General features: G+C 32.7%; 12 protein-coding genes. 6 read left to right on the forward strand and 6 right to left on the reverse strand.

Going from position 1 to position 13,760, the window contains the following annotated elements:
* Positions 1 to 50: 50 nt before the first annotated feature.
* A complete protein-coding gene (gene rqcH, locus ACKI44_RS04595; protein ID WP_407421996.1) occupies positions 51 to 2,057 on the forward strand; it encodes a ribosome rescue protein RqcH in 2,007 nt (668 codons plus the stop codon).
* Here rqcH and ACKI44_RS04600 read toward each other — a convergent pair.
* Positions 2,054 to 2,773, reverse strand: coding sequence for a metal-dependent hydrolase (locus ACKI44_RS04600; protein WP_407421998.1), 720 nt, complete (start codon positions 2,771 to 2,773; stop codon positions 2,054 to 2,056). The genes rqcH and ACKI44_RS04600 overlap by 4 nt on opposite strands.
* Entirely contained in the window at positions 2,773 to 3,960 is a 1,188-nt protein-coding gene (locus tag ACKI44_RS04605) for a hypothetical protein (protein WP_407422000.1), read from the reverse strand. Before ACKI44_RS04605 ends, ACKI44_RS04600 begins: the two co-directional genes overlap by 1 nt.
* Before the next feature lie 198 nt (positions 3,961 to 4,158).
* Between ACKI44_RS04605 and ACKI44_RS04610 the strand changes: the two genes are divergently transcribed.
* Together ACKI44_RS04610 and ACKI44_RS04615 are read left to right on the forward strand one after the other, a co-directional pair.
* On the forward strand, positions 4,159 to 4,365 hold the full coding sequence (locus ACKI44_RS04610) for a Flp family type IVb pilin (RefSeq protein WP_407422002.1): 207 nt from the start codon (positions 4,159 to 4,161) through the stop codon (positions 4,363 to 4,365).
* Positions 4,358 to 4,534: a class III signal peptide-containing protein gene (locus tag ACKI44_RS04615; protein ID WP_407422004.1), complete on the forward strand. Its 177-nt coding sequence runs from the start codon at positions 4,358 to 4,360 to the stop codon at positions 4,532 to 4,534. Before ACKI44_RS04610 ends, ACKI44_RS04615 begins: the two co-directional genes overlap by 8 nt.
* 16 nt (positions 4,535 to 4,550) lie before the next feature.
* Here the strand turns inward: ACKI44_RS04615 and fwdF are convergent, their stop codons facing one another.
* The 4 genes from fwdF to ACKI44_RS04635 all read right to left on the reverse strand — a co-directional run bounded on the left by fwdF (position 4,551) and on the right by ACKI44_RS04635 (position 9,695).
* Positions 4,551 to 5,558, reverse strand: a complete 1,008-nt coding sequence (gene fwdF / locus ACKI44_RS04620; RefSeq protein WP_407422006.1) for a tungsten-dependent formylmethanofuran dehydrogenase subunit FwdF — start codon at positions 5,556 to 5,558, stop codon at positions 4,551 to 4,553.
* A 12-nt stretch (positions 5,559 to 5,570) separates the two neighbouring features.
* Positions 5,571 to 5,762 carry a 4Fe-4S binding protein gene (locus tag ACKI44_RS04625; RefSeq protein ID WP_058739703.1) on the reverse strand — a complete coding sequence of 64 codons (192 nt, stop codon included), beginning with the start codon at positions 5,760 to 5,762 and terminating at the stop codon, positions 5,571 to 5,573.
* A 95-nt stretch (positions 5,763 to 5,857) separates the two neighbouring features.
* Positions 5,858 to 6,322: a phosphopantetheine adenylyltransferase gene (locus tag ACKI44_RS04630; protein WP_407422008.1), complete on the reverse strand. Its 465-nt coding sequence runs from the start codon at positions 6,320 to 6,322 to the stop codon at positions 5,858 to 5,860.
* Between the two features lie 91 nt (positions 6,323 to 6,413).
* Positions 6,414 to 9,695: a transglutaminase domain-containing protein gene (locus ACKI44_RS04635; RefSeq protein ID WP_407422010.1), complete on the reverse strand. Its 3,282-nt coding sequence runs from the start codon at positions 9,693 to 9,695 to the stop codon at positions 6,414 to 6,416.
* 470 nt (positions 9,696 to 10,165) lie between these two features.
* On the opposite strand from ACKI44_RS04635, the gene ACKI44_RS04640 reads away from it, so the two are divergent.
* The 3 genes from ACKI44_RS04640 to ACKI44_RS04650 are packed head-to-tail and all read left to right on the forward strand — an operon-like array spanning position 10,166 to position 13,759.
* Positions 10,166 to 11,713, forward strand: a complete 1,548-nt coding sequence (locus ACKI44_RS04640) for a radical SAM protein (RefSeq protein WP_407422012.1) — start codon at positions 10,166 to 10,168, stop codon at positions 11,711 to 11,713.
* Positions 11,714 to 11,746: 33 nt separating this feature from the next.
* The gene (locus ACKI44_RS04645) at positions 11,747 to 12,856 is read left to right on the forward strand and encodes a pyridoxal phosphate-dependent aminotransferase (RefSeq protein ID WP_407422014.1); all 1,110 of its coding nucleotides are present in this window, start codon (positions 11,747 to 11,749) and stop codon (positions 12,854 to 12,856) included.
* Positions 12,857 to 13,759 carry a cation diffusion facilitator family transporter gene (locus ACKI44_RS04650; RefSeq protein ID WP_407422016.1) on the forward strand — a complete coding sequence of 301 codons (903 nt, stop codon included), beginning with the start codon at positions 12,857 to 12,859 and terminating at the stop codon, positions 13,757 to 13,759.
* Position 13,760: the final 1 nt, after the last annotated feature.

Raw genomic sequence — 13,760 nt, forward strand, 5'->3', positions numbered from 1 at the left:
ATTTAATAATTAATAGTATATTAAAGTATTGATATTTAAAGGTGTTTTAAATGAAAGCAATGTCAAATGTAGACATTTTTACAATCAGTGATGAACTTAATAATTTATTAACAGGTGCAAGGGTAGATAAATCATTCCAGCCAACTAAAGACATTGTTGTAATGAGATTCCATGTCGCAGGTACAGGAAGAGTTGATTTGGTAATGCAGTGCGGTTCAAGAATACATACAAGCAAATATCCGCTGGAAAATCCTACCAACCCACCAACATTTCCAATGCTTTTAAGAAAAAGAGTTAAAGGAGCCCATGTTGTAAGTGTCACACAACACAATTTTGACAGGGTTGTTGAAATAAAAGTTAAAAAGGACAAATATTATACAATCGTTGTTGAATTATTCGATAAAGGAAATATAATCCTTTTAGATGAAGAAAACAATATCATATTACCGCTTAAAAGAAAACATTGGTCAACAAGAGATATCAGTTCCAAAAAAGAATATATTTTTCCGGAAGAGAGAGGAATTAATCCAATAAGCGTTAGTGAAGATGAATTTAAAAAGGTTTTCACAGAAAATGACAGCGATGTTGTAAGAACTCTTGCCATTAACGGTTTTGGAAGTCTGTATGCAGAAGAGATTATTGAAAGGGCAAATGAAATTACACCGGTAGATAAACATACTTCAAATAAGGATTTAACATCCGAACAGTTATCTGCACTATACAAATCACTTAATGATTTGTTTGACATTCTTAAAAACGAAGAATACAAACCGCAAATTGTAAAGGACGGCAGAAGGGAAGACGTTCTTCCACTGGATTTAGTAAAATATGACGGTTTTGAAAAAACATATTATGAAAACTTCAATGAGGCCTGTGATGAGTTCTACTCAAAAAAGGTCAACACCGACATCAAAGACGTCAAGGAAAAAGCCTGGAATAAGAAAGTAAATAAGTTCGAAAAAAGATTACGTTTACAAGAAGAGACACTCGATAATTTTAACAAAACTATTGAGACAAGTCAATATAAAGGGGAGTTAATTTATTCTAATTACACCACCATTGAAAATTTAATTAATGTTGTCAACTCAGCTATAAGTAAAGATTATTCTTTTAAAGAAATTGGCAAAATTCTTAAAAAAGCCAAAGAAGACGGCATGAAAGAGGCCGAAATCTTTGAATCAATTGACAAGATGGGTGTTTTAACACTTAAAATCGAGGACACATCAATAACCATAGATCCAAAGTTATCAATACCTGAAAATGCCGAAAGCTATTATGAGAAATCTAAAAAAGCCAAAAAGAAAACAAAAGGTGCAATCATAGCTATTGAAAACACCAAAAAGCAACTTGAAGATATTAAATCCAAAAAAGAGCTTGCAATGGAAAACATTTCCATTCCTAAAAAACGGGAAAAGAAAAATCTCAAGTGGTATGAGAAATTAAGATGGTTTATCACATCAGACAACACTTTAGTGGTTGCAGGACGTGATGCGGGAACAAACGAAGCTGTCGTTAAAAAATATCTGGAAAACAATGACATTTATTTGCATGCGGATATACATGGTGCTTCATCAACTGTCATAAAGTTGGAAGGCAAGTCATTAAATGACACAATCCTTAAAGAATCAGGAGAGTTTGCCGCTTCATTTTCATCTGCCTGGACAAAGGGTTTCAATACGCAGGATGTATTTTGGGTTCATCCGGACCAGGTTTCAAAAACTCCCGAAGCAGGGGAATTTTTAGCAAAAGGATCTTTTGTAATCAGAGGAAACCGTAACTTTATAAGAAGTGCAAGAGTAAAAATAGCTATCGGAATTGTTGATTACGAAGGAAAAAGAATAATGGCCGGACCGGTGGAAGCCCTTGAAGCACACTGTGAAAACTATGTGGTATTGAAACCTGGATACACCAAAAAAGAAGCAATAGCTAAAAAAATTCTACATAAAATTGATGAAGATGAATTAATCACTCTAGATGATATTATTAGAGTATTGCCTTCAGGAAAATGCGACATTGATGAAGAATATCATCAGAGAAAAAAATATGAAAAGAATTAATCCTGATAATCTTCAGGATTATATTCAAAATATTCGTTAGGATTTAAAATAACAGTACTGATTTTCGGATTGAACTGCATAACAAAGTTTGCAAATATTGTAGGGTCTTGTTCTATTGGCGGGAAAGTATTATAATGCATAGGAATAGTGACTTTAGGATTTAACCACATAGAAGCAAGAGCCGCTTCGAAAGGACCCATAGTAAATTTATCACCGATAGGTACCATCGCAATATCCGGCTTGTAAATATCACCAATAATGGTTTTCATATCACCAAATAAACCAGTATCTCCTGCATGGAATATTGAAGTACCATCTTCAAAAGTAATTAAAAAGCTGGCAGCAACACCGCCAGGAACGGTTTCTTCAACCATATCAATATCTGAGGAATGTTTAGCATCAAGCATGGTGAACTTAATTCCTCTGAATATGAATGAACCACCAATATTTACACCAATAGTTTCGATTCCCTGTTTGGATAAAAATAAATATACTTCATGAATAGCTGCAATAGGGGCATTTGTTGAATTGGAAATGTCCAATGCATCGCCCAAATGATCAGAATGTCCATGAGTAACTAAAATGATATCAGGGTTTAATTCTTCAACAGGAACCGGACATGAAGGATTATTGCTAATAAATGGATCAATTAGAATATGGACATCATCATCGCTTATGATTTCAAAAGCGGAATGTCCTAACCATCTAATTTCCATTAAGCAGCTCCCCCGGCAATACTGTTTAAAATTACATTTTCATCTAAATTGGAAGCAATATTCCAAGTTCTCTCGAAATCAGATCTGATGTTTGAAATAGATGCTCTATCGTCGTAAATTGCACCATATTCAGAACTGCCTGTAGTATAACCGTCTGAAATAATCATAGCATGAGAATCGTCAGTGATTAAATTAACGGTATGTACTTTAGGTACAGTTTTAATATGAACTCCTTGTTTTAAAAGAGAAGCAATTAATACAGTATATGAAATATCTGATAAGTCAAATTCGTCAATGATAACTCTTGAGTAAATTGTAGGCACCTGTGACAGGAATCTGTCAGATAACTTATTCAAAGAAGGAATTTCCAACATTATTTCCTTATTTACGCCAACTGCCAACTGTTCAAAAGCATCATTGGAAGAAACTAAGCCATTGCCCAATAAAACATTGCCTTTTAGGGAATCCGGAACAGGCAATCTTTCAGGATGATTAATATCAATTTCAATATCTCTTGCATTAGAAACGTCAGTTAATGGGATTTCCGGTTCTAAATCTTGAGATAAAGCTTTTTTAATTTCTTCTGTTTTATCAACACTTTCTTTAACAACAGGAACATCTTCATAAATATGATTTGCTGAACGTCTTTTAGGTTTTCTAGTAACCTTAATTGGTTTTTCATAGGAAGGAGTGAATTCCAATTCTTTATCCAAATCCAAATCTCTTTCTTCCCTATTTACAACACGTAAAACTGCTTTAGATTCGTCAATATCTGGCTCAGCGAAGTACTCTCTTGGAGTTTGAGCAGCATTATCTTCAGATTCATAGTATTCCCATAATCCGCTGTCATCTATATTTTCACCATAATCATAATCATCATTTTCAGGTCTCATGATTAATGGACCATTATTATCAAAATTATTTTTTGATTTAGAATTCCTTTTTGGTAAATTAATAGATGATGTATCGAAATCTTTTGAATTTAAGAATTCTTTAATGAGCCCGCTTGTTTTTTCAGCATTAGCATCGACGAAATAGCTAATAATCAATATTATACCAACAATAGCTATTAAAAAACCGACCATCAATAAAATGTCTATAAGGTTATATGCTACCACTTCATAGGATATAACCACACCAATTACAAATAAAATAATTCCTGATACAAATTTTAATGTATTTCCCAATTTGTTCACCCTTCATCAATTAATATTCACTCTAATACTAATATTTATTAATTACACCCTTTATAAACCTAATGGTTAAACAATTTACATGTTAACAAAAAATTGCTTTGAAAAAACCATAATATATAAATGTAATACTTTTTTTATTTTAAGTAATATTAATATTAATCAAAATACTACATTAATATGGTGATGAAAATGAACACTATAAGAAAATTTATCAATGAAGAATCAGGTCAAGGCGCAGCCGAATACATATTATTATTCGGAGGAGTTATTGTAATTGCTCTTTTAGCATTAACCATATACCGATCATATATGGAAACTAGTGATAGAAGTTTAAAAGCAAAAGACGATATAATTGACGTGCGAAACACGATTTTGCACAACAGAACACATGTTTAGAATAGACAATAAAGGACAGGGTAGTGCGGAAATGATCTTAATAGTTGGTGGGCTATTGGTTATAATATTATTTGTAGCATCATACATCACAGATATAACAAACACTACACAAAAGTCTTTTAAAACATTAATTACACAAGAAAGAGATTTTTTAATAAATAAGATATAAGGGGAGTAAACTCTCCTTATTCATCTAAAATTTTGTTTAGACATTCGTCCCAAGATTCAGAATTAATATTGGTTAATTTCATTGAAGTTCTTGTTAATTCACGAATGTTTTGAGGACATGCACTAACACATGCACCACATAAATTACAGAACGTTAAATTGGTATTAGCTTTTCCGTCAACGATTTCAACTGCATTACATGGACAGACATCCTGACATGCATGGCAAGAATCGCCTTTACAGATTTTTTCTTCTGTTTCAACTACTTCTAATTTGCCGTCAAATGGCTTTGTAACATTTATAGCATCCACAGGACAAATTTCGGCACACCAAGAACAGTTTACACATGAATCTTTAATAATTGCCGTTGTTCCAGAAATTTCAGGAACTTCAATTTGGTCTTGCAACATACATGTTGAACAGATTTCCGTAATTGCATCCTGAGGACATACCCTTTTACAGATACCACAGTAAACACATTGTGATGCGTCCACTTCAATACTGTTGTTAAGTAAATCCACACTAGATGAAGGAACATTGCCTATTGTAATGGCTCCAGGAGGACATAAGTCTGCACAGAAACCACAGAAAATACATTTTTCATCATCTATGCTGATTTCTCCTCTAACTAACTCTTCTCTAGCAGGAAGTTTTCTTTCAAACAATATTGCATCTCTAGGACATGCAATGGAACATCTTCCACAATAAACACAGTCATCCTCACATACTTCAGATTCGACTTCCCAGGTTGGATAATTATCCATTTCTTTAATTGGAGTTCCATCTATAGTTAATGATAATGCGTCGAAAGGACAAGCAACAGAACATAAACCACATAATACACATGAATCAGCATTAACAGACAATAAATCCATTTCTATTAAACCACGTGCTATAGGAACTGTTGGTCCTAATCTTAAAGAAGTTGTAGGACAAACTTCACTACAAATTCCACAACCTAAACATTTAGTGTCATTGTATTTTAATTTACGAACTTCAGATCCAGTTCTTTCTACATTAAACATACATTATCCCTCTCATGCTTTTGATATAGCTTGGTTAGGACAATTCTGGATGCATAAATCACAATCATCACAATTTTCAGGGACAATTTTTACGTCACCGTCTTCTTCAATGATTGCTCCTTGTTCACAAAGTTTAATGCATAAACCTTGAACTGGACAATTTTCAATATGTCCGCAAACATCAGAATCGATTTTAACTGCCATATAACCACCTCTTATCACATACATATAATAATTAATATTAATTAATATAGTATGACATTTAATAATTTGTCGAAATGTACATATAAACATATCGATTAGATTTTCATATTTTTGATGATTAATCCATTTTTATTGATTTCGCCACGCCTAATTCTTGTAGACGAAATAGGATTTCCATCTTCTGCCAACACAAAACTAACAATAACAATATCAAGAGGATTCATGTCTTTAGATGCTCTAATTTCATTGATTTTAACTGCATTAGGTTCTGTCTCTTCACTGACAACTATTGCATCAAAATCAGCTTCATATATTGTTGTTCCAAAAGGATCTTCCAATGGCACAACATTAAAATTAGATTTATCTTTAAAAAACAACTTTAAATTGTCCATTCTTTCTTTACATGAATCAATATCTCCTTTTAAACCACCAAATTCATCAGAAGTAACTCCAATTTCAATTTGGTTGCCCAATTCAAAAGCAGTGGATAATAATTTTTTATGCCCGTCATGGAACTTATCAAAAGTACCTCCGACAGCCACCTTATTATATTTTTTCATAATATTGTCCTAATTAGTTTAGTGATTATATTTTTATTAGAACTATTATAAATTATTAGCTATTTAAAAAAAAGAAAAAATATGAAGTTAATTAGAATGAAATGCTAGAATAATATCCTTTTAAAGAATAATTATAGTTATTCCAATTAACAACATTATCAAATGAGTTTCTAGTACTTGTTGTATCACTGACAATCCAAGTATCACCAATTAAAACTTGAGCCCATACGTGACCGTATGTACTACCGCTACTGAATACACAAGTTCCGTGAGCATATCTGGCAGGAAGACCAGCTGCTCTGTATAAAGCAATTGATAAGTGAGCCTGGTCTACACAATTACCTGTTCCGGCATTCAATGTACCTACAGCACCATATCTAGTATCATAATAGAAAGTATAGGATATTTCATCCCTAACGTAATTATAGATAGCTAGAGCTTTGTCATAGGAAGTTGTTAATCCATAAGTCAATTTATTTGCCAGAGCAACAATAGCCGCATTAGTAACCTGACAGTTTGTTGAACTGGATAAATATGGGCCTAAATCGGTAATTGTATTCTTGGTATCCAATACACTTTTTGGTTCATATACCTTAAGAGATTTGATGCTGACTGAAGCAGGTAACTGACTGGTTAAACCGTAATAGACAATTACACGAGTAAATGCATAAACGATAGCATCATACCCAACTGTACCGATACTGGTATCAACAGTGTTAGGTGTTACACCAGCATCCATACTGGCCAATAATGCGCTTGCAACAGGAATATACTGTTGTAAGCTACCCATATTTGCTGCTGCACCAGGATTTGTAGGATCATTTACAGACAATACAACTAAATCTGAATAGTCACCATTGCTAATATCAACTATGGCTTCTGCGAGCAGATATAAATATTGGGCAGTGGTGTATGTTTCACCATCAATTACAACGCTTGCAGGTAATGCTGCATTAGCTTCAATATAAGTATTGACACTATTTGCAACTTTAACCAAATCAGCGATAGGTATGGTTCCAATCACATTAATGTAAGCCATGCATCTAAGGGAAGCCGGCTCATAACTGTAGACAATAGGATAAACACCTTTAGCTAAACCGCTGATAGGGATGGATGCAATACCTTCTGAATTTGTAACAGCAGAAGTTGTTATGCCTTCATACTCAAATCCTATGGTAGCATTTGAAATAGGATCATGATAAGCATTATACAATCCTGCCAAGAAGTAAGCAGTAGTGCCTGCAACCATATCCAAATCATGTGCCTCCAATATGGAACCGTTAACTAAAACATGATTAGTAATATTATCTGCAGAATATATGAAATCGTTCAATGAAGTAGTTATTTCATAATAACCGACATTAAGAGCAATATGTAACCTGACAACACCTGACTCATTTGTAGTTCTGATATATGAAACACCATTAATAGTTAAATTAACAATACTGTTATTGAGAGCTTTATTATTTGAATCCAATAAAGTAACTGTGAAATAACCGTCCTCACCAGGTTCAATGAAAAGATCTTCTGCCACCAGTTTAGCAGGCAATTTATTTACCACAATGGTGTCTGAACCTTCATTATAATCCGGAGAACCAGGTGTAGAGTGAGTGTATGAAATCACATATGTGTCCGGAAGCAAGTTAATGGCTAAGCCTGCAACTCCTTCACTATTGGTTGTACGGTTATACTGCACACCATTTATAGTGAAAGTAATTGTTTCATTAGCCAATGGGTTTAATTCCAAATCAGTTACGGTAACATTGAATTTTGAACCGTCTTTGTAATCCATAACTAAATCTTCAGCAATTAAAATTACAGTGGAATTAGCTACAACCAATTTGCTGTGTCCATTACAACCCATATAATTACCGTTACCTTCAAATCCATATTCCATTGAATATGTGCCTATGGAAACGTTTGAAAGAGTAATGGTTGCTTGACCAGTTCCATTTGTAAGTGCTGTCTGATAAATATCTCCGTATCTGAAGTATACTACAACATTTTCCATTGTCTGATTATTTTCAGATTTTAATGATACTGTATAATTCCTTTCGGTATCAACAATCATGTACGTATTTTCACCAGTGATGGTAGTATTGGCTTTATTAATGGTAATAGTGTTTGCTATGGACAATCCTTTTTCATCAGTAGAAGTAATAGTATAATTACCGACATCAAGATTAATATTTAACCTTGCATCACCATCACTATTACTAGTACGGGTATAAAAAACACCATTGATATTGAATGTTACATTACTACCCGCAAGTGCATTACCCTGACCGTCAACAACATGAGCAGTGAATTTATCACTTCTATAAATCATTGCCAAATCATCAGCAGTTATGGTAGGAAGCACCTCTATATTATTAGCATGCATTTCATCATTAATAGGATTGATGGCAGTAATAATATAATTATCCGGATTAAGGTTAATATTTAATTTAGCAGTACCCTTATCGTTAGTACTACGGGTATAAAGAACACCATTAATATTGAATGTTACATTGGTATTAGCTAATGGACTACCTACTTCATTAACAAATGTAGCATAATACTGAGTATCATTCTTATAATATTTTACTATATCAGACCCGAAAACGGAAGTCAGTACAGTAATATTATTAGCCTCCATTTCACCGTTGACAGGATTGATTGCAGTTATTATGTATTCACCTGCATGAAGATTGATATTTAACTTTGCAGTTCCATTTGCATTTGTTTTTCTTTCATAAAATACACCGTTAATATTGAAAATAACTGTAGTATTATTTAAAAGATTTCCTTGACCATCAACAAATGTAGCATAATACTGAGTAGCATTTCTGTAATATTTCTCAATATCTTCTCCAGAAATTGTAGACAATACTTTAACAAGATTTGTAGTAGAAGAAGATCCATAGCTACCTGTACCTACATAATAAGAAGTTATATCATAATTTCCAGGATTTAGATTGATTGTAATTGAAGCAACACCATCAGCATTTGTGGTTCTAGTGTAATTATTACCATTGACATTTAATATTACCTTTTGATCTGCCAGCAATTTACCTTCACTATCGGATAAAACGACTTTATATGCAGTTCCATTTTTAAAGTATAATTCCGTATCATTTCCAGTTAATGAAGTTGAAATCACATCATTAGCTTGAATGACATCATCAGAGATATATTGAGATGTTAATAAACCATTATCATCATGAGAAATTGTCTCTGAGATAGAATCATTACTAGAAACTTCTAAATTTGAAGAAACATCAATTTTATTATTTGCGTTTAATAAATTTGAATCATCTGCAGTAACGTTTGTATCCATTGCTGAAACTGAACCAATCATTAAAAAGATTGCACAGACAATAGAAAAAAACATTACATAATTTTTATTAGAAATTTTTCCACCTCTTGGTTCTCATTACGAAAATTTTAATAAAAATATGATATATACTAAGATTAGTATTCATAATGAGTAAATAAAGATTATAATTTAATAATATATAAATGTTTTTACAACTTTATTATTAAAAAAACTGCTTAAAATAAGGTAAATTAATAAAAATAACTTAAAAATAACCATAAATAACTTTTAAAATAACATTTATATTGAAATAGGCTATTACAAGATTATATATCTTGAATTTAAATTCATGATTAAGCGACCTTATAAAAGATAAGAATGCTATTAATCGATTACTTAAATAAAAAATAATAATATATGAATTCATCAAACCTAAAAGCACTAAGATTGTACTTATTAATCAAAAAATAATAAAAATATAAATTAGAAATTAGAAAAATATGGAATATAAATAAAATTTTAAAAAATTAAAAAAAATAGAAAAAATGATATTTGAAGACAATATTTTCAAGAAAGATTATAAAAAAATTAACATTCGATTTGCTTTAACTTACCCCAACATATACAAAACAGCAATGTCATCACTAGGTTATAACATTTTGTACAATTTCATCAATGAAAGAGATGACACATGGTGTGAAAGGGTAACATATCCAAACGTTCATTCAATCGAATCCAATACTCCTCTGAAAAACTTTGATATTATCAGTTTTTCCCTACAATTTGAAGAGGACTACTTCAATGTCTTGGAAATACTTAAAAAAGCAGATATTCCATTGAAACGTGGCGAAAGGTCTGAAAATGATCCCTTAATTATAGCTGGAGGCCCCTGCGCTACTGCCAATCCCATGCCATTATCCGATTATATTGACGTATTTATCGTAGGAGAAGGAGAGGTCATCCTGAATGAATTTCTGGACAAATTTAGGGAAAATAGGGATTTGAATAATTTTTTAGATATTGACGGAATTTATATCCCTGAATTTGACAATAACGTTAAAATAGCCTTAGTTGAAAATATGGATGATGCATATCACATTACTGATCCGATTATTACCAGAACAGACAATGATGAGTACAGGACAGTTTTCAGCGACTCCATAATGCTTAATGTGTCAAGAGGCTGTACAAGAGGCTGCAGATTTTGCATGTCCAGTTATCTTTATAGGCCAATACGTGAAACAAACATCGATAAACTGGTTGAAATAGCTATTGAAACCAGGAAAAATACCGGATTGAATAAAATCACATTAATCGGTGCTGCAGTCAGTGACTATTCACAAATCGAATCATTAATCAAAAGACTGGAAGAGGAAAACTTCCAAATTTCCACACCATCACTTAGAATAGAATCAATTACTCATGAAAGTTTAAAGCTTCTAAAAGAAAGCGGTCTTAAAACAATTACGCTGGCGCCGGAGTCAATTGATACACTTAGAAAAAGAATTAATAAGGATATTCCTGATGAAAAAATATTCCAAGTGATTGAAGATGCAGTAGGACTTGACTTCAATATAAAATTATATTTCCTGATAGGACTTCCACATGAGACAATGGATGACATCAGAAGTCTGTGTGAATATATTGAAAAAATTGCAAAGATGCATACATCAACATACAAGATAAAATTCAGCATAAATCCGGTTGTTCCAAAACCCCATACTCCACTGCAATGGGTGGGCTATAATTTCAAAGACATGAAACGTAAAAGCAAATATATTAAAAAGAATTTAAGAAAATATAATGTCAAGATAGAAAGTCCTAAAAAAGCACTAATCCAATATATATTGTCCTGTGGAAATAGGGATATTTCTACAATTATTGAAAAATCACTGACAAAAAATGTAACTCTTCATGAATGGATGGAATACCTGCCTGAATATGACATTGATGATGAACTTCCCTGGGACAATATCGACATCGGTGTAAAAAAGGAATTTTTAAAAATAGAATACAAAAGACTCGAGTCAAAAAAGCAAACACCTTGGTGTGAAAAATCACCATGCTACAATTGCGGTGCATGCAAAAATTAAGTATTATATATAATATTATATAGAGGAATTAATATGATTAAACCTGCAAAAAGAACTGAAGAAATTGAACTGTCCTTGATTAGAAAAATGTTTGAAGTGACAAATCCCGATGCAATAAACTTAGGAATCGGAGAACCTGATTTCAATGTCCCGGAAAACATAAAAAACGCAATGATAGAATCAATAAAAGAAGATGATACCCACTACACACCAAATAAGGGTATTTTAGAATTGAGAGAAGAAATTGCTAAAAAATTCAAAATCGATAATGGGATTGAAACAGACCCTGAAAATATTATAGTAACAATAGGTGCCAGTGAAGGGCTTTATGCAAGTACACAGGCATTTGTGGAAAAAGGCGATGAAGTGCTGTTGCCGAATCCAAGTTTTCTTTTATATGAAGCATGTATTAAATTGGCCGGAGGAACAATTACTCCCGTTGACTGCAAAATGGAAAACGAATTCAAACTGAAGGCTGAGGATGTGGAAGAAAAAATCAATGAAAATACAAAAGCCATCATATTGAATTCCCCATCAAATCCAACCGGCGCAGTTATGGAAAAAGAAGACATTAAAGCAATTGCCGATTTGTCAATGGATAAAAATTTCCTCATTATTTCTGATGAGATTTATGAAAAAATTATTTATGATAAAAAACACTACTCTCCAGGTAAATGGAGTGATAATGTCGTTACGCTAAACGGATTTTCAAAAACCTATGCAATGACCGGTTTGAGAATAGGTTATCTCACAGCAAATGATGAAATTTGCGAAGAACTCTTTAAAATACACCAGAACAATGTTGCATGCAGCACAAACACATCCCAAAGAGGCGCACTTGAAGCATTGAGAGGCCCACAGGAAGAAGCAAATAAGATGATTGCAGAATTTAAAAGAAGAAGAGATTTAATTGTAAAAAGATTAAATGAGATGGGTTACGAAACAGTTAATGCCGAAGGTGCATTTTACGTATTTCCAAAAATTGAAGATGAAGAATTCGTTCCAAAAGCAGCTGAAGCTGGTGTCATAACCGTTCCGGGCGAAGCATTCGGATCAAACGGTAAAGGACATGTCAGAATGTCTTATGCAAACTCTTATGAAAATATCAAAAAAGCGATGGATATTTTAGAGGAGAAACTATAAATGGATAGGAAACAAAAAGGTACAAAAGCAACTAGCGTTGCAATATTTTCAAATTGCTTTTTAACAGTGTTCAACATTATAGTTGGATTCTTGTGCGGAAGTTATGCATTAATTGCAGAAGGAATTCATACATTTTCTGATGTGATGACTTCCGTTATTGCATATGTTGGATTTAAAATAGGCCAAAAGCCTGCTGATGATGAACATCCAAGAGGACATGGTCGTGCTGAAGCAATAAGCGGACTTGTCATTGTATTATTTTTAGCCATAGTAGGTTATGAAATTATTGATACGGCAATAGATCATCTCCTCAATCCAAGCCTAATACAGACACCAACAATTTATGCTGCAATTATGGCAGTTTTTGGGATAATTATAAACCTTTCAATAAGCTCATACCTCATAAAAACAGGTAAAGAAATTAAAAGCCCAGTAATTGTAGCGGATGGACAACACCAAAGGACTGATGTTTATTCATCAATAGCTATTTTGATAGGTATTGTTGTATCAAATATGGGATTTCCAATTCTAGACCCTATTGTAGGATTGGCAATAGGTCTTTTGATATTAAAAACAGCATATTCAATCGGAAAGGAAAATATCGACAACATCATGGGAAAAGTTCCGGACAAAGATTTAGTCAGAAAAATTAAAAGAGTTGTTGACAGAACCCCCGATGCATATGTTGCACATAACATCAAAATTGATAATTATGGCCCATATTACATTGTAAGTTTACATATAAAAGTTGATGGCAATACTACAGTTGATGAAGCTCACAAAATTGTCCATATCACCGAAGAAAACATAATGAATAAAATTCCAGAAATTAAATCTGTTTCTATACACGCATGTCCTTTAGGACTGGAGTATGAACATGAACAAAAAATAGATAAAAATTAAA

Origin of the sequence: Methanobrevibacter sp. (assembly GCF_045646205.1) — an archaeon.
GTDB lineage: Archaea > Methanobacteriota > Methanobacteria > Methanobacteriales > Methanobacteriaceae > Methanocatella.

What these genes read in the sequence shown, in the direction of transcription:
- rqcH (WP_407421996.1), top strand. Translation starts at nt 51, where the DNA reads ATGAAAGCAATGTCAAATGTAGACATTTTTACAATCAGTGATGAACTT.
- ACKI44_RS04600 (WP_407421998.1), bottom strand. Translation starts at nt 2,773, where the DNA reads ATGGAAATTAGATGGTTAGGACATTCCGCTTTTGAAATCATAAGCGAT.
- ACKI44_RS04610 (WP_407422002.1), top strand. Translation starts at nt 4,159, where the DNA reads ATGAACACTATAAGAAAATTTATCAATGAAGAATCAGGTCAAGGCGCA.
- ACKI44_RS04615 (WP_407422004.1), top strand. Translation starts at nt 4,358, where the DNA reads ATGTTTAGAATAGACAATAAAGGACAGGGTAGTGCGGAAATGATCTTA.
- fwdF (WP_407422006.1), bottom strand. Translation starts at nt 5,558, where the DNA reads ATGTTTAATGTAGAAAGAACTGGATCTGAAGTTCGTAAATTAAAATAC.
- ACKI44_RS04625 (WP_058739703.1), bottom strand. Translation starts at nt 5,762, where the DNA reads ATGGCAGTTAAAATCGATTCTGATGTTTGCGGACATATTGAAAATTGT.
- ACKI44_RS04630 (WP_407422008.1), bottom strand. Translation starts at nt 6,322, where the DNA reads ATGAAAAAATATAATAAGGTGGCTGTCGGAGGTACTTTTGATAAGTTC.
- ACKI44_RS04635 (WP_407422010.1), bottom strand. Translation starts at nt 9,695, where the DNA reads ATGTTTTTTTCTATTGTCTGTGCAATCTTTTTAATGATTGGTTCAGTT.
- ACKI44_RS04640 (WP_407422012.1), top strand. Translation starts at nt 10,166, where the DNA reads ATGATATTTGAAGACAATATTTTCAAGAAAGATTATAAAAAAATTAAC.
- ACKI44_RS04645 (WP_407422014.1), top strand. Translation starts at nt 11,747, where the DNA reads ATGATTAAACCTGCAAAAAGAACTGAAGAAATTGAACTGTCCTTGATT.
- ACKI44_RS04650 (WP_407422016.1), top strand. Translation starts at nt 12,857, where the DNA reads ATGGATAGGAAACAAAAAGGTACAAAAGCAACTAGCGTTGCAATATTT.